The 16,514-nt window shown below is 50.0% G+C and carries 15 protein-coding genes and 1 pseudogene; 10 read left to right on the forward strand and 6 right to left on the reverse strand.

The window, feature by feature from the left end; genetic code table 11:
• Nucleotides 1-14 precede the first annotated feature (14 nt).
• Together VIR50_RS01305 and VIR50_RS01310 are read right to left on the reverse strand one after the other, a co-directional pair.
• Nucleotides 15-959 (reverse strand): acyltransferase family protein, encoded by a 945-nt coding sequence (locus VIR50_RS01305; RefSeq protein ID WP_331933341.1) that lies wholly within the window; start codon nucleotides 957-959, stop codon nucleotides 15-17.
• A 102-nt stretch (nucleotides 960-1,061) separates the two neighbouring features.
• A complete protein-coding gene (locus VIR50_RS01310) occupies nucleotides 1,062-2,786 on the reverse strand; it encodes a glycoside hydrolase family 9 protein (RefSeq protein ID WP_331933342.1) in 1,725 nt (574 codons plus the stop codon).
• A 508-nt stretch (nucleotides 2,787-3,294) separates the two neighbouring features.
• On the opposite strand from VIR50_RS01310, the gene rplM reads away from it, so the two are divergent.
• The 4 genes from rplM (at nucleotide 3,295) to tsf (ending at nucleotide 6,216) form a co-directional block, all read left to right on the forward strand.
• Entirely contained in the window at nucleotides 3,295-3,756 is a 462-nt protein-coding gene (gene rplM, locus VIR50_RS01315; RefSeq protein ID WP_331933343.1) for a 50S ribosomal protein L13, read from the forward strand.
• Between the two features lie 11 nt (nucleotides 3,757-3,767).
• Nucleotides 3,768-4,154, forward strand: coding sequence for a 30S ribosomal protein S9 (rpsI, locus tag VIR50_RS01320; RefSeq protein ID WP_331933344.1), 387 nt, complete (start codon nucleotides 3,768-3,770; stop codon nucleotides 4,152-4,154).
• Nucleotides 4,155-4,296: 142 nt separating this feature from the next.
• Nucleotides 4,297-5,118, forward strand: coding sequence for a 30S ribosomal protein S2 (gene rpsB / locus VIR50_RS01325; protein WP_331933345.1), 822 nt, complete (start codon nucleotides 4,297-4,299; stop codon nucleotides 5,116-5,118).
• A gap of 105 nt (nucleotides 5,119-5,223) precedes the next feature.
• Nucleotides 5,224-6,216, forward strand: coding sequence for a translation elongation factor Ts (gene tsf, locus VIR50_RS01330; RefSeq protein ID WP_331933346.1), 993 nt, complete (start codon nucleotides 5,224-5,226; stop codon nucleotides 6,214-6,216).
• 145 nt (nucleotides 6,217-6,361) lie between these two features.
• Here the strand turns inward: tsf and VIR50_RS01335 are convergent, their stop codons facing one another.
• The 4 genes from VIR50_RS01335 to VIR50_RS01350 are packed head-to-tail and all read right to left on the reverse strand — an operon-like array spanning nucleotide 6,362 to nucleotide 8,670.
• On the reverse strand, nucleotides 6,362-7,231 hold the full coding sequence (locus VIR50_RS01335; protein WP_331933347.1) for a hypothetical protein: 870 nt from the start codon (nucleotides 7,229-7,231) through the stop codon (nucleotides 6,362-6,364).
• Nucleotides 7,232-7,251: 20 nt separating this feature from the next.
• Nucleotides 7,252-7,704, reverse strand: a complete 453-nt coding sequence (locus VIR50_RS01340; protein WP_331933348.1) for a DUF6108 family protein — start codon at nucleotides 7,702-7,704, stop codon at nucleotides 7,252-7,254.
• A 47-nt stretch (nucleotides 7,705-7,751) separates the two neighbouring features.
• Nucleotides 7,752-8,204 (reverse strand): hypothetical protein, encoded by a 453-nt coding sequence (locus VIR50_RS01345; RefSeq protein ID WP_331933349.1) that lies wholly within the window; start codon nucleotides 8,202-8,204, stop codon nucleotides 7,752-7,754.
• A complete protein-coding gene (locus tag VIR50_RS01350; RefSeq protein ID WP_331933350.1) occupies nucleotides 8,197-8,670 on the reverse strand; it encodes an RNA polymerase sigma factor in 474 nt (157 codons plus the stop codon). Before VIR50_RS01350 ends, VIR50_RS01345 begins: the two co-directional genes overlap by 8 nt.
• Nucleotides 8,671-9,508: 838 nt before the next feature.
• On the opposite strand from VIR50_RS01350, the gene VIR50_RS01355 reads away from it, so the two are divergent.
• The 6 genes and pseudogenes from VIR50_RS01355 to VIR50_RS01380 all read left to right on the forward strand — a co-directional run.
• A complete protein-coding gene (locus VIR50_RS01355; RefSeq protein ID WP_331933351.1) occupies nucleotides 9,509-10,126 on the forward strand; it encodes a fumarylacetoacetate hydrolase family protein in 618 nt (205 codons plus the stop codon).
• 32 nt (nucleotides 10,127-10,158) lie between these two features.
• Nucleotides 10,159-13,710: a type IX secretion system sortase PorU gene (porU, locus tag VIR50_RS01360; protein WP_331933352.1), complete on the forward strand. Its 3,552-nt coding sequence runs from the start codon at nucleotides 10,159-10,161 to the stop codon at nucleotides 13,708-13,710.
• 61 nt (nucleotides 13,711-13,771) lie between these two features.
• The gene (porV, locus tag VIR50_RS01365) at nucleotides 13,772-14,944 is read left to right on the forward strand and encodes a type IX secretion system outer membrane channel protein PorV (protein ID WP_331933353.1); all 1,173 of its coding nucleotides are present in this window, start codon (nucleotides 13,772-13,774) and stop codon (nucleotides 14,942-14,944) included.
• 20 nt (nucleotides 14,945-14,964) lie between these two features.
• On the forward strand, nucleotides 14,965-15,441 hold the full coding sequence (ispF, locus tag VIR50_RS01370; RefSeq protein WP_331933354.1) for a 2-C-methyl-D-erythritol 2,4-cyclodiphosphate synthase: 477 nt from the start codon (nucleotides 14,965-14,967) through the stop codon (nucleotides 15,439-15,441).
• A gap of 120 nt (nucleotides 15,442-15,561) precedes the next feature.
• Complete coding sequence (locus tag VIR50_RS01375) at nucleotides 15,562-15,693, forward strand: hypothetical protein (protein ID WP_331933355.1); 132 nt, start codon at nucleotides 15,562-15,564, stop codon at nucleotides 15,691-15,693.
• Between the two features lie 685 nt (nucleotides 15,694-16,378).
• Nucleotides 16,379-16,514 (forward strand): annotated as a pseudogene (locus VIR50_RS01380) (AraC family transcriptional regulator); the annotation flags it as partial.

Below are 16,514 nucleotides of genomic sequence, written 5' to 3' on the forward strand. Positions count from 1 at the left end.
TTTCTTAAAGCGTTTTAAACGATAACTTTCTGCTTACCGAAGATGAAACGGCCGAGTTGCATCTTCTCTATGATCCATCCCGTCAGCAGTGATCCGCCGACGCAAAGGGCCAATGCGACCATCCAAAACAAAAGTGCCGTGGGGTCGAAGGCAAAAAGCGGTTGCATGAATTTGCAGAGAATGGTGAATATGGGTGAGAAAAGATAAAGCAAAAGGGAGTTGCGTCCCAAGTAATAAGTGTGCCGACGGATGCGCTCGGGCAGGTAACGGTGGAGGAGAAGCAGGCTGCTGAGGGCGCAATACACGATGAGTATGCCTCCGATGGTGGACTTATCGAGGAAAGATTCTTTAGTAATGAGAAAACCAAAGGCGATGAGTGCCACGAAAGAGGGGCGGAAAAAGTCGGTGAAAAGTTGGCCTCGCCACCGTAAGATGGCCCCTGCCAAGAAGTAACAAGCACACGAGAACGACATCAAACCCAAGAGGGCAAGGCCGAAAAAGACCATGGCGACGAGCAGGAGTTTAACGTATGAGTGCTTGGGAAAGGCGTGGTTAATGAAGTAATAAACAACTCTGCAAAGGATAAGGGTATGTAAGTACCAATAAGGACCTAAGGGATGGAGCAACAGTTTGTCGAGAAAGAGGGCGGGAGTGAGCCGGTCGATGTGGTCGCGGATGGGCAGTAGGGCTGCCATCAGGGTGTAACCGCTCTCAAGAAGCAGGTAAGGCACGGCCAGCCATGCCGTGGTGCGGAGGAAATCTTTAGGCTTATGGTGGAGGCTCATCAGGTAACCGGAGATTAAAAGGAAGCCCGGCATGTGGAAAGTATAGACGATTTGTTTTATATAAGGATAGGAATTACCTATATAAACCAAGTGAAAACTGATGACAAGGAGGATGAGTATGCCTTTTAGAAAGTCTAACTCGCCTATGCGTTGTTGCGTATTGAGGGTGTCCATATAAAGAAATAACTTTGCTTTCTATCGATTTTATAGAAAGCAAAGTTACTAAAAATATAAATAGGGGTCAAATAATTATGTTATGCTTCTCAAAAAAGAACGCTATTGGGCGGCCGAGGCGTCTATCCAGCAGGCCAGTCCTACGAGGGCCGCATTCCAATTGATGGCTATTTCATTGGACGCATACGAAGGCTGTTCGTCCAAATATGACTCATCGGGATGGTTGGAAGGATAGACTAAATTGTCGGAAGCTTTGTCTTGTTGCATGGGGTTTGGTCCTCCGACAAGCAGTCCGGGGAAAGGTTCTGTGATACCATCGGCAGCGGAAATGCGGTGATGCGGGTGCATGGGACGCTGATTTCCAAAGCCCGTAACGTAGCAATAGCCGGTGGCGTTGCGGCCCAAGAGATAGTCGAGATTTTGCAAAGCATATTTAAAATAGTGCGAAGGTTGCACGTAGCGGTCGGCAAAAAGCAGGAGGATACCGGGCGTACAGCAGCTTCCACCCAAACATCCCCAACCGAAATCGGTGGCCTTATCGCCGTAAGGAGCTTGGAAATTAGAGGTGCTCACTTGGCTGATGAGTTGGTCGCAATACCGTTGGAGCTGTTGAAGGGTGCGTTTTTTAAGCGCTGAGTCTTTGGATTGAAGCCATGAGAGTTGGCCTAATGTGGCCACGGTGGCCCATGACGGTGCGTCGAGCGTGGCGGGGAAGAGGGCCAAAGCGTCGTTGCGGTATGTTTTTTTGCCCGTAAGCAGATAGAGTTCGGTGGCTGCCCAGAACTTCTCATCTTGCGCATTGTTGTCCCCATATTCTCCGGTTGCCACTTGAGGGGTGAACTTGAGGTTCATCTTTGCTTGTTGGTAGAGGGCGGAAGGGTTCTTGAGAGCCCACGCATAGGCTTTTTGTGCGGCAGTACGGGCTTGTGCGCTGAACTGCGGATAGTCCTTGTTGCCTTGGAAGAGGCGGGCGCTCATGGCCATGACGGCCGCAAAGTCGAGGGCAGCCGTTACGCTCTTGGCCACCACATAGCGTTTTTGATGGCATTCGGTGGGCATGACGAACGATTCAAACTGTGGTGTTGTCAGCTTATGATATACACCACCATCGGCCGGATCTTGCATGGTGAGCAGCCATTTTAGGTTAAACATCATTTCATCGAGCAGGTCCGGCGTCTGATTGTTGCTTTCTGGGATGTTCGTATTGAGCTTTTGGAAGTATTGGGGTATTTGTTGATAGACTTGAAGGATAAGTCCTATCGTGAAAGAAGAGTTGACTACATATTTATTATAGTCACCGGCGTCGTACCAACCATACGGGGAGCTGATGACAGATTCGGCGGGTCTGCCGGGCGAAACGGCCGAGGGATGGATATAAACCTTAGTGTCGGGATGGCCATCCTTACGTGCATAGACACCGCCAAGCTCTTTGCTGATGTCGATTCCCGACCTGATGAGGTAGAAAGAGCGTAGCGACGCTAAGGCCAAAGAGTGGAAAGGACGGTCGTTAATGGTGAGAGGGGCTTGCAGACGGTCGACCTTTACGGTGTATAATCCCGTGTTTTGTAGTTCGGATAAGTCGTAAAGTGTGCGTTTCTTGCCTGACCATGGCGATACGACTGTGCGTGTGGGAGCTTTTTGGACGACAACGCGGCCTTGGTCATCAGTGACTGTCATTTCTGCTGTTGTGTGTTTCCCGTCTACGACAACGTACTTTTCCTGAAGGGGAAAATGGCCCACTTGGTTGAGGCGGATGGCCTCCTTGTTCTGCGCCCCCATGCCTAAACAAGACAATGAGGTCAGCGCGAATAATACTGTATGCTTCATACTGTGTTGAAAAATGAGCAACAAGAGGGCAGTATTCACTTCCTTGTTGCTGTTGATTAGTTTGTAGTTATGTTTTAAAAATTAGGTATTTGCAAAAATAATGATATTATTCTGTTCCTCCATTCTTTTTGCTTTTTTTATAATTTTGCCATGGCCTTGTTGTTAACCACTTATATTTAATTTCTCCATTTGTATGGAGTGATGGTAGAGTTAATTATGTATAATATTGTTAATAGTTTTTAATTATATCGATACGGTACTTGTATTAACTTCTATCCTTTAAATAAAATATGTACCTTTGCAATCCGATTGTGGAAAGACTCTTAGAATTTCCATAAGCATGGTTGTGTTAATAGCTCTTCTTTTGGCCGAGGAGAGCGGTTAGTGAATCAACCAATGCAACAGAGAGAATGCTGTGGATGGTCTCTTTTAGACTGGAGGCGCCGCGAGGTCTCTGTTATCGTGAAAGTATCAAACAAGTTTTTTAGTAGTAAAATTATTTTTTAAGATGGACACTTTAAGTTACAAGACTATTTCCGTTAATAAGGAAACAGCTAAGAAAGAGTGGGTCGTAATCGACTGCAGCGATCAGATTGTTGGTCGTCTTTGCTCTAAAGTAGCCAAGCTGCTTCGCGGAAAGTACAAACCAAGCTTCACACCTAACGTAGACTGTGGAGACAATGTAATTCTTATCAACGCCGCTAAGGTGGTATTCACCGGCAAGAAAGAAACTGATAAGGTTTACACTCGTTATACTGGTTATCCCGGTGGTCAGCGCTTTAACACACCTGCTGAGTTGCGCACTCGCAAGGATGGCGTTGATAAAATACTTCGTCATGCCGTTAAAGGTATGCTTCCGAAGGGTCGTCTGGGCCGTACCTTGATAAGCAATCTTTATGTTTTCGAAGGTACAGAGCATGATAAGGCTGCTCAGAAGCCAAAGGCAATTGATATTAACCAGTATAAATAATAAGGATAAAGATGGAAATCATTAACGCAATTGGTCGCCGTAAGAGCGCTGTGGCTCGTGTTTACCTGACAGAAGGTACCGGTAAGATCACTATCAATAAGAAAGATTTGACAGAATTTTTCCCATCAGCTATTCTGCAGTACGTGGTTAAGCAGCCACTGCAGCTCCTTGAAGCTGAGGGCAAGTATGACATAAAGGCTAACCTTGATGGCGGTGGTTTCACCGGTCAGAGCCAAGCATTGCGTCTCGCTATTGCTCGTGCACTCGTTAAGGTGGACGCTGAGGATAAGAAACAGTTGAAGGATGCCGGATTCCTTACACGTGACAGCCGTGCTGTTGAGCGTAAGAAGCCGGGTCAACCCAAGGCTCGTCGTCGCTTCCAGTTCAGTAAGCGTTAATCACTGGACTACACGTTTAGCATCCAAACCCGGCAGACTTTATGTGTCATGGTTGGTTTTCATGCCATGACAGCGTAGATTACTGTCGAGCTGGTTCTAAGAGAATTTACACGGAAAGTAAACAATTAAAAAACAAAAAGAAATGTCAAGAACAAATTTTGACCAATTACTTCAGGCTGGTTGCCACTTTGGTCACCTCAAACGCAAGTGGAATCCCGCTATGGCTCCTTATATCTTTATGGAGCGTAACGGCATTCATATCATCGATTTGAACAAGACTGTAGCCAAGATTGATGAGGCTGCAGAGGCTTTGAAGCAAATTGCCAAGTCAGGAAAGAAGGTTTTGTTTGTCGCTACTAAAAAACAGGCCAAGGACGTAGTAGCCGATAAGGCTGCCTCAGTTAACATGCCATACGTGAACGAACGTTGGGCCGGTGGTATGCTGACCAACTTCCCTACCATTCGTAAGGCAGTAAAGAAAATGACAAACATCGACAAACTGATGAATGACGGTACATTTGCTAACCTTTCAAAGCGTGAGTTGTTGCAGGTGACACGTCAGCGTGCTAAGCTCGAGAAGAACCTTGGTTCTATCGCCGACCTTACTCGTCTGCCGAGCGCTCTCTTCGTAATTGACGTTATGAAAGAGCATATCGCCGTGAAAGAGGCCAACCGTTTGGGTATTCCAGTGTTCGGTATTGTTGATACTAACTCAGAACCTAAGAACATTGACTTCGTTATTCCCGCCAATGATGACGCAAAGGATAGCGTTGAGGTAATCCTCTCTGCTGTTTGCGGTGCCATCGCTGAAGGTTTGGAAGAGCGTAAGGCTGAGAAGGCTGATGAGAAAGCTGCTGCCGAGCAGGCTGAAGAAGTGGCTGACGCAAAGCCAAAGCGTGCCCATAAAGCTCGTAAGGAAGAAGACGCTGAGGTAGAAGCTGAAGAGGCTCCTGCCGCAGAATAATATTCTATACATAGGGTCTTATAGGATTTGATAGGATCTGTAAGACCCTGTCAATCGTATAAGTCCCTATCTTTTTTTTGAACATTATAAAAGAAAAACAATATTATGGCTATTTCAATTGAAGATATCAAGAAGCTCCGTGCTATGACCGGCGCTGGTCTTGCAGACGTAAAGAAGGCTCTCACAGAGGCTGAGGGTGACTTCGATAAGGCTAAGGAATTGCTTCGTGAGCGTGGCTTGGCTATCGCCGCAAAGCGTTCTGACCGTGAAACTTCCAATGGTTGCGTACTCGTAAAGAAAGTTGATGGCTTCGCCGCCATGGTTGCTGTGAAGTGCGAGACTGACTTCGTTGCCAACGGTAAGGACTTCATTCAGATGACACAAGAAATCCTTGACGCCGCTGTTGCTGCTAAAGCTAAGTCTTTGGACGAAGTTAAGACCTTGAAATTGGCTAACGGTGAAGAGGCACAAGCTGTCGTTACACAGCGTTCAGGTATCACCGGTGAGAAGATGGAGCTTGACGGTTACAACTTCATCGAGGGTGATAACGTTTCTGTTTACGACCACATGGGCAAGCACACTCTTGCTACTATGGTTCAGTTCAACGCAGAAAACGAGGAAGCCGGTCACAAGATTGCCATGCAGGTAGCCGCTATGAAGCCGGTAGCTCTTGACGAATCATCTGTTCCCCAGTCTGTTAAGGACGAGGAATTGAAGGTTGCCAAGGAGAAGACCAAGGAAGAAATGGTAGAGAAGGCTGTTGCCGCTGCTTTGAAGAAGGCCGGTATCAATCCTGCTCACGTTGACTCTGAGGACCATATCGAGAGCAATGTTAAGAAGGGCTGGTTGACTCAGGAAGACGCTGACAAGGCTAAGCAGATTAAGGAAACCGTAGCTGCTGAGAAGGCTGCAAGCCTTAATGAGGCTATGATTGATAACATTGCTAATGGTCGTTTGGCTAAATTCTTCAAGGAGAACTGCCTCGTTGATCAGGAATTCCAGTTCACAGAAGGCGATAAAGTAACCGTTAAGGATTGGTTGAAAGGCCAAGGTCTTGAGATTGTCGCTTACAAGCGCTTCACTCTTGTTGCTGATTAATAAACGCAGGTCCACTGAGTGGAACTTGTTAATATCGCACATATAAAAGTTAAGGCTCGAATTGTCATCATGACAATTTGAGCCTTTTTATTTTTACTTCATGCGGTTTCGTGCTGTTCTCTTGCCGTAATCACCAAATAGAATATCAGAATATGAGGCCGAAAGACAGCGTTTTGAATTTTGGGCCATGGCCATCCTTTATTAAGTTAAAGGGGCTGTATTTGAAGTAAATGTCAGGAGAGTGGGGGAGATTTACCGTGGCCATGAAGTCCACTGTAAAGGGATTGACTTTCAGATTCTTATCCACATCCTTATGTTTCTTGCCATCTTGGCGGTAACGCGTCTTGATACTGCTGTACGTATTGAGGTTGATGACCGGTCCGACGCTGAATCCTAAATGCTTGCCATCGCTGTAATGATAGCGTATAGGAATCGTTATGCTGAACACTTTGATACGTGAGAATTTAGGCGCAGTACCCTCCGGGTAATTCTCAATCACCACTTGACCATCTTGTTTAACGAAGCGTTGCTCGTCCGTCATGCGATAGTTACGCCAATCGAGGCCAATTCCATAGGAAAACACATGGTGGTTGCGATGGGGACGATAGCGCCAATCGGCGATAATCCACCACAATTCCCACGACTTAAACGGGCTGATGGTCGCCCGGTTGGGCAATCCTGATACGTCGCAGAAGCCTGCGGCAAACGTCATGGCAGTCTCGTAGCGTGGCAATTTAGCCGTTTTCTTCTTCATGCCACCGATGGAAAAAAGCCACGTCTCGTCATTGAGCGCCATTTCATTCGTAAAATTACCGTCGCCCAGCCGCATGGTATAGCTGCATTTGAAGTCGGGCTGACCATTCATACCTTCCACATAGACAGATTGCAGCGAATCGTTGGTGATGATAGTCACCCTTTTAGGGTTGTCGATGACCGCCGTGTCGCCCTGCGCAATGTCCTTGGCCAAGGCCTGACCGCTGATGGTAGCCGCCATAAGGAGTAGTAAAATTCTCATAGTGTAGCTGTTTTATAAAGTTATTTTATCAATTTTCTAAGTTCCGAAATATTCCTTACCCGCCCTTCCATGTAGACCACCGTCAGCTCCGCAGCCTTGCCTTTGGGGCGTACAATGTAACAAATGAAGCGGTTGTTGGCCCCCTCGGCGGGCATGGTAAGGATGGTCGTGACGGCCCGTCCTTTCGTTGTCACCTCGCTGCTGATGGCTTTCAGTCGGTCTTTTGTTATGAGTTCGTCTACTTTTGCCTTTTGGCCGGCCGTCGCCATGAAGTGATAGCTGTGGTAAAAGTTGAGATTATATTTGCTCAAAGCCCTGCCTCTCACCCTCACTTCCACGCCACCGATGGCAGCCATCTCGCCTTGGCTGATGATTTTGCCACTCAACAGACCGTTGATGTGCAGTCCCTGCTGGGCATGAACCGCCGTGGCAAGCCAAAATAGGGTTATCATAAGAAAGATTCGTCTGCTCATTGTTGCTCTTGTATAAGATATTTTTATAAAAAAAATACGATTCGTTGTCATTCGTCGAATAGCTCATGCAATTGGTTGTCGACATCGGTAGCCCCACTCTTGTCGATGACCTGCATGGTCTGTGCCACCCGGTCCATGACCACTTCCCGATCGGTCAGCCGCCGGTTGTTGACATACGCTTCGCAATAGTTTTGCTCATGGTACGACCTCGTGGCCGCTCCGAAAACACCAAAGGCCACAACCGCCGCTGCGGCAAACCTGCCCCATCGCAGCCATAAGTTTGCTTTCGTTTGGATGGACGGTACCTTCGCCACCATGGAATGCTCGTCATGTGGAACCTGCAAGGCGCTGAAAGCCAAGAATATTTCACGCATGGGGAGCAAATCGTCGCTGATGTCGCTGCCTTGGAAGTAGCGATAAAGCCGCTGCTCCTCGTCCCGCGTCGTCTCCCCGTCAAAGAAACGCTCCGTCAGTCGGTGTATATCGTGCTTTCTATTCATTGTCGTTTTGTTTTAAAAAATGCAGTCTTACGGCTTGTCGGGCCCTGCTCAATGCCTTTCTTACCGCCACTTCCGTGCTCCCGGTGAGCCGTGCTATCTCCTCCATGCTCATGTTCTCCATGTGGCGTAGCCTGAGAATCGTCTGTTGCAGGCCGGGCAATCGGTTGACGATAGCCATCATTTGCTCTATCCGCTCGTCGCCGTCGCTGCTTTCCTCGACCATGTTCTCACTTACTGCCGGCCCTTTGCGCTTGCGCCGTAGCTCATCCACGCAGTGGTTGCGAACCAATACCATCGCCAAACGGTCAATCGGCAGCCGCAACATTTCGCGGATATGCCACAGCTTCAGCAGCACATCTTGCACCACGTCTTCGGCTTCGTCCTCATCGCCCATGTAGCGTCGGGCCGTGAGAAGCAGCTGTGGTCTGATGCGACAGACCTCCTTTTTATATTCGTCGACTGTCATCGAGGTTCTTGGATTCTATGGGTAAAATAGGCTGCGCCCGGCAATTCAAGCCTTAACTCTCGTTGCTTTCGCTTGCGCTATTTCTACTCTTAATACGTAGGAATAGGCCGTTTGTGACACAAAAATTATAAAAAAAATACTTCTTTCCAAATTTGCGGCCCGCTTTTTACTGCTTTCCCCTTGGGTGAGAGCCTGCTAAGGCTTCTCTTTTTGTAAAGAAAGCAGAGTGTTTTTTAACACTTTTGGAAAATGCCATCCGGCTTTCCCGTTTCGTGGTTTGAGCGCTTGAATGAGGTCGAAGCGCATGGGCTCGGGCCTCGAATCGGGGGAATGATTCACCCGAAGCACAGCTTTTGCCGGCTCGAAACATGGCTTTGACGCCCTCGAAGCGCCGTGTTTACCCGCTCAAAAGGCTGCTTTGAACGCTCGAAAGGCCACGTTTTGCACGGTCATAAGGCCATGATTTTGGGTAAATAAATCGCAAGTTATTGGTTATCAATTGGGTATGAAAACGCTCAAAACTCGCCTATTTGCCGGCGAAAAACTTTTTGTGCGAAAAAACGCAAGCATTCATGGGGTTGTTGTAAAATAAATTCGCAATTGTCAGAAGAGGGGTTTTATGTCGTGTAGTGTTGTTTCCTATGGTGCCGCCGGCCCGCGATGGCATTCTCGTAGCCATTCCCCTGCCTTTTTCCTCATGGCCACTTGTCGAGTGGCGGTTGGGCTTAAGGGGTATGACTGTTTTGCGTTGGTCGGCTTTTCTAAAAACGATGGATATGTTTGCCCGTATCAAAAAAAATGGTGAACTTTGTAAACCAAATCATTATAGCGTAGCCACATGAAGATATTTGCTGTGGGAATGAACTATCCCCGTCACAATAAATCGTTGCAGGAATCGGCTTTCAGGCCCGAGCGACCGGTCATTTTCACGAAGGCCGACTCATCTTTGCTCAAGGACAACAAGCCTTTTTTCATCCCCGACCACTTGGGTCCCATCGAGTATGAGGCCGAAGTGGTGGTGCGTATCTGTAAGTTGGGCAAGACCATCTCGCAGCGTTTTGCCCATCGTTATTACGATGCGGTGACGGTAGGCGTGGACTTCACGGCCCGCCAATTGCAACAACAGCTACGTGCCGAAGGCCTGCCATGGGACCTATGCAAGGGCTTCGACGGGGCCGCCGCCATGGGTCAGTGGGTCGATTTGGATAAGTTTCGTGACGTGCAGGCCCTCCGTTTCCGCCTCGATGTCAATGGCGCTACGGTGCAGGAAGGCTGTACGAGCGACATGTTATATAAGGTGGACGAGCTGATAGCCTACATCAGCCGCTATTTTACGCTCAAGACCGGCGACATACTCTACACGGGTTGTCCCGCCGATTGTGGCCCCGTGCGTATCGATGACCACGTGGAAGGCTATTTGGAAGACCGTAAGGTGCTTGAGTTCAATTGCAAGTGAGCTTGCTTACGCTAACCTATAAGAGTAAACGAATGAGGCATTTAAGGTATGTTTTTTGGCTTGTGGCGCTGTTGGCTACCCTTCAGGCCCGTGCCTATGATCGCTTTTTCCACCTGACTTACGATGAGGTCAGGGTCGATAGCGTGCTGCCTCGTTTCGCGTTCTCCCTGCCCCTGCCGGCTGATTATAGGGATTCCGTCTATCAGGTTGAAATCCTTTACCCCGAATATCTCGACCTTACGCCGGCCGAAGTGGCCGCTTATCGGCGTAAGGGAGGGCTTCAGCCGCCGGCGCAACCCGTTGTTGACCGCCGTATTGCGTTCAACCAAAAGCGGCCTGAGCTGCAAATCTATTTCCTGCCGGTGGTCTTTCGTGAGCGCCGTTACCGCTATCTTACGAGTTTCATGCTCCGTGTTACGGCCCGGGCCGCTGCTCCTGCCACCCGTGCCGATGGCCTGCGGCGGGCTCCCATGGCCCCTGCCGACCGCTATGCGCCCTCCTCCGTGCTGGCCTCGGGCCGCTGGGTAAAGGTGAGGGTGCCGTCTTCGGGCGTCTTCCGGCTTACCGATGAGCTGGTCCGCAAGGCCGGATTTACCGATATAAACAAGGTTCGTATCTACGGTTATGGCGGCGCTTTGCAGCCCGAAGTGCTCTCGGCCGACTATCTCTTGGCCCATGACGACTTGCACGAGGTGACCCGCTGCGTGGTTGGTGGCAAGCATTTGTTCTATGCCCAAGGGCCCGTGTCGTGGCCCGATAAGGCCTCTGTCCGCCGTGTTCGCAATCCTTATTCGGATTACGGCTATTATTTCCTCACCGAAAGCGACGCTCCGGTGGCGTCTGTCGGCGCCGATGATTTTTTGGCTTCTTTCTATCCATCGCCCGATTTCTACCATTCGCTTTACGAAACCGATGGCTATTCGTGGTATCATGGTGGGCGAAACCTCTTTGATACCGAAGCTACCGCCACGGGACAGACCCGCCGCCTCGTCATCGACAATCCGCAACGGAGCAGTCGGGGCACTTTGTCGGTCAACGTGAGCGCGGGAAAGAACACCACCGTGGAGGTGGTGTTGAACGATAAGGTGCTGGGCATGATAGCCGTGGAGCCGGCCGATGAGTACGACCATGGTGGCGAGGCGGCCGGCGTTTATCAAGTTACCGACCTTGCGGAGCGCAACAATCTGTCGCTGCGGGTGGTCTCGGGAGGTCCCATGAGGCTTGACTATGTGTCGATGGCGTGGGCCGAGCCGATGGCCGCTCCCGACCTTCAGGCCGATTTTCTCGCCCCGGAATATGTGGGAAAGGTGGAAAATCAGAACCTGCATGGCGATGGTCCGGCTGACATGGTCATCATTCTGCCTGCCTCGGGCAAGCTCATGGAGCAGGCAGAGCGGCTCCGCCGGTTCCATGAGGAGCACGACGGACTGCGGGTAAGAACCGTTACGGCCGATAAACTGTACCATGAGTTCTCCAGCGGAACGCCCGACGCTACGGCCTATAAACGCTATCTGAAAATGCTGTACGACAAGGCCGCGTCGGAAACCGACCGCCCCCGATACCTCTTGCTCTTGGGAGACGCCTTTTGGGACAACCGCATGTTGACGGCCGAAGCCGGCGACCGGCGTCCCGACGACTATCTGTTGTGCTACGAGAGCGAGAACTCCTTTAACGCCATCAAGTGCTATGTGACGGATGATTTCTTCACCCTCATGGACGATGATGAGCAGTTGGTTACCTCGGATGAGTTCTATTCTTACGGCAAGTCTGACGTCGCCGTGGGGCGCATGCCCGTGGTGACGCCCGAGGAGGCCCGTGTCATGGTCGATAAAACCATTCGTTACGTGCGTAACGAGAACGCCGGCGCTTGGCAGAACGTGCTGATGTTCATGGGCGATGACGGCAATCAGAATGTTCACATGTTTCAAGCCAATGAGGCGGCCGACCAAGTTGGGGCCGCTCATCCGGGCTATGTGACCCGTAAAGTCATGTGGGACGCCTACGAACGCACCTCTTCAGCCGTGGGCCATCGCTATGCTGACGCCGCAAGGGCCATTCTCCGACAGCAGCAGGCGGGCGCCTTGGTGATGGATTATGCCGGCCATGGCATTGAATATCAGCTCTCTGACGAGGCGGTTCTGCGCATAACCGACTTTGAGTCGTTCAGAAACGAGAACCTGCCGCTATGGATTACCGCCTCGTGCGACATCATGCCGTTCGACGGTAACGTGCCCACCATTGGCGAAACGGCCGTGCTCAATCCCCAAGGAGGGGCTTTTGCCTTCTACGGAACTACCCGGACGGTGTATGAATCCTACAATAGGGTGCTCAATGAAGCCTATTTGAAGCATGTGCTTAGCCGGCGCGACGGGCGTCCGGTCACCATAGGCGAGGCCCAGCGGTTAGCGAAGATAGAGATGATAGACTCACGGCTGGACCTCACTATCAATAAATTACAATACTCTTTGTTAGGTGATCCGGCCGTGGCGCTTAACCTTCCCGGCTGTCGGATGGTGATCGACGCCATCAATGGCGTGGATGTGAGCGGCGGAGAGACGCCTCGTTTGCGGGCGGGGATGAAGGTTCGTGTCGTAGGACACGTGGAAGGACAGCCTACTTTCAACGGAGTAGTGAGCCTGACGGTGCGCGATACGGAGGAATCCATCGTATGTCGGCTCAACCATAAGGAAGGTGCCGATACGGCGTTTGTGTACCGTGACCGTGTCAATACCTTGTTCAGTGGCACCGATAGCATAAGGAACGGCCGTTTCGACATGACTTTTGCCGTGCCGAAGGACATGAATTACAGTGCCGGAACGGGCCTTATCAATCTTTATGGCGTGGATATGACGCAGGGGCTGACGGCCCATGGCGCCTCCGAAAACTTCTTGCTGGACGGCGCCGACGCCCCGAATGACAGCGAGACCGGGCCTTCGATCGTGTGCTACTTGAATAGTTCGCGGTTTACCGATGGCGATAAAGTGAATGCCACGCCCTTGTTCGTGGCCGAAGTGAAGGACGAGGACGGTATCAACACTTCGGGAGCGGGCATTGGTCACGACATGGAGCTGGTGATAGACGGCGACATGAGCAAGACCTATAAGCTGAATGAGTACTTCAAGTTCAACTTTGGAAGTTACACCGAGGGCAGCGTTGCCTTCAGCATTCCCGAGCTGAAGGAGGGCCATCATAGGCTGCTGTTCAGGGTGTGGGACGTGTTGAACAATTCCTCCACGGCCGAGCTCTCCTTTCATGTGGCCCGAGGCTTGCCCCCAAAGATACTCAGCGTGGGTGTCACCGATAATCCGGCGCGCACCGCCACGACCTTTGTCATCGGCCATGACAGGCGTGGCAGCAAGATAGAGGTGGCGGTCGACGTGTTCGACGTGGCCGGTCGGCCGTGTTGGTCGCATGTGGAGAAAGGCGTGTCGTTGGGCAACGACTATCGCATAGGCTGGGACTTGCGCCAACGAAACGGCGCCAAGCTACAGCCGGGCATTTATATTTATCGGATAAAAGTAGGCGATGAGAGTGGTAAAATGGCGTCGAAGGCGCAGAAACTCATCATCGCGGGCAATAAATAACCAAAGAAATCGTTTCTTATGGAGATAGTGAAATCAAAGTAGAAACATCTAAGACAGAATCATGAGTCATCATTTACGCTCCCTCGCACTGATAACCCTATTGGCATATACGCTGGGTATATCGGCCCAAAAGGATAAGATTTTCAATCCCGTAAGATATGCCGTAACCTCACAGCTCGTAGCTCCCGACGCCCGATCGGCCGGTATGGGCGACGTGGGTGTGGCCACTGATCCCGACGTGGTGTCGCAATATTGGAACCCGGCGAAGTACCCTTTCACCATTTCAAGGGCCGGTGTGGCCATCAGCTACACGCCATGGCTGCGCCAATTGGTGAACGACATGAACTTAGGTTACCTCTCGGGCTACTATCGTATCGGCAATTACAGCGCCGTGAGTGGCTCGTTGCGTTATTTCTCATTGGGCGAGGTGGGCTTCAGTAGCAGTGGTGATGGCAAGTACGACATGAGCATTCACCCTTACGAAATGTCGTTGGACGTGGCCTATTCGCTCATGTTGAGCGAGAAATTCTCCTTGGGTGCGGCGGTAAGATGGATTTATTCCGACCTTACTTACGACTATACGCAGGAGACAACGCCCGGAAGTGCCTTCGCCGCGGATATTTCGGCGTACTATCAGGACTATGTTACGATAGGACAGCGTGAGTGCCAATTGGGCTTGGGATTGAACATATCGAATATTGGAAGCAAGATTTCGTTCGGCGGATCGGACGACAGCGAGTTTATTCCCACCAATCTTCGGTTGGGTGGTTCGTTGATGGTGCCCATCGACAGCTACAATAAAATAACGGTGGCGGCCGACGTGAATAAGCTCTTGGTGCCTACTTACCCTATTCAGAAGGCCGATGAGGCTGGCACGGACTACGACGCCCGTCTGCAAAAAGACTATTACGAGGTGTCGAGTATAGCCGGAATCTTCAAGAGCTTTGGCGACGCTCCGGGCGGCATGAAGGAGGAGTTGCAGGAAGTGCAGTGGTCGCTGGGTGGCGAATATACCTATAATGACAAGTTCACCGTGCGTGCGGGTTACCATCATGAGAGCGAGAACAAGGGCAACATGAAGTACTTTACGGTGGGTGCGGGCTTCAAGATGAACGTCATGTCGATTGACGCCGGCTACGTCATAGCCACCGCCAAGAGCAATCCACTGGACCAGACGTTGCGCTTCACCGTCAGCTTTGACATGGACGGAATAAAGGACTTGTTTAGAAAATAAATACAAATTATCTTGATATTATGATACGAGTAGGAATGGGTTTTGACGTCCATAAGTTGGTGGAAGGCCGCGATTTATGGATGGGAGGTATAAAGATAGCGCACACCATGGGCCTTTTGGGCCATAGTGACGCAGATGTGTTGGTCCATGCCATCAGCGATGCGCTGCTGGGAGCGGCCAACCTGCGTGACATAGGTTATCATTTTCCCGATACAAGCGACGCGACGCTCGATATGGATAGTAAAATCATCTTGCGTGATGTCATCAGTCTTCTTGCCGAAAAGGGCTATCGGGTAGGTAATATCGACGCTACCATCTGCGCGGAACGGCCGAAAATCAATCCACATGTGCCCGCTATGAAGGCTTGTTTGGCCGAAGTGATGGGTATTGACGAAGATTTGATTTCGATAAAAGCCACAACAACGGAGAAACTTGGCTTCACGGGGCGTGAGGAAGGTATCTCGGCGTATGCCGTTTGTCTGATAGAGAAAGACTGATACGGTTTGCTTGGCACTCCAATACGTTTGGCATTGTTTCACGATACATTTCGCTTGACAATGTGATACCTTTTCCTCGGTTGTATGAAAGGGGTGCAATGACAAGTTGAAAGGCCCCTTATGGCTTTGCGAAAGGGCTGTTATGACACGCTCAAAGCAGCCCTTTGGCAAGGTCAAAGCTGCGCTTTCGGAAAACGATGGTGGAGCGATGACCTTGGAAGGGCATGTTGGGGAGAGTGGATGACGGGTTGAGTTGGTGATTAGATGATTGGCTGCCGAAGGTTAAGAGATAATTTAAAGCGGCGGATGACGGATTGAGTTGATGGTAGGATAATTGGTTGCTGATGAGTAAAGTATCGTTGGCGACGTTGTACCGGCATAAAAATTAAACGCCGGAACTCAACTCGAGCTCCGGCGTTTAGTTTATGTTTAACTAAAAATCCTTTTTCTTAAACGAATGAAAACCTCACGGCCTTCATTGTTATCTGTTAAACAATCTATCAAATTACCTTAAAACCTAATAACTAAAAACCTAAATCTATTACTACTAACCTAAACAATCTATTATTTGTCTTTCGACGGTGCAAAGGTACGATTGTTTGCGCACACAGCAAAACTTTTCAGCAGAAATCGCCGTTTTTTTTGCTTTTATTGACATGTGTCAACACCTCTTGGCTTAAAGGGCGGCTGAACACGTGGGGGCATAACAGTTTTTCACTTGTCTGCAACATGTTGACGGCAGGGGAGGGAGTCAGACAGCAGGGACGGGAGACAGCCGGCGGACAACGGCCAGGACGGGTGGGCGGAGACATGCGGCATGATGAAAAATAATGACCAAAGACTTGAAAAAACTCAGCGCAATACTTGACAATGCAGATAAAAAAGATTATATTTGCACCATATTTATTAAGTGGTAACTAAAAAAATCCTACAGGTTATGGCTAAAGATAATTTAACAGAGAAGAAGGAAAAGGTAGCCGCCTACCGCAGTCTGGTAAGTCCGCAGCTGATGGACGAGCTGAAGGAGAAGATTCGCAACATCATCCTCATCCAGCAACGCTACAAGGACAAGC

Origin of the sequence: Prevotella sp., assembly GCF_036570325.1 — a bacterium.
Lineage (GTDB): Bacteria > Bacteroidota > Bacteroidia > Bacteroidales > Bacteroidaceae > Prevotella.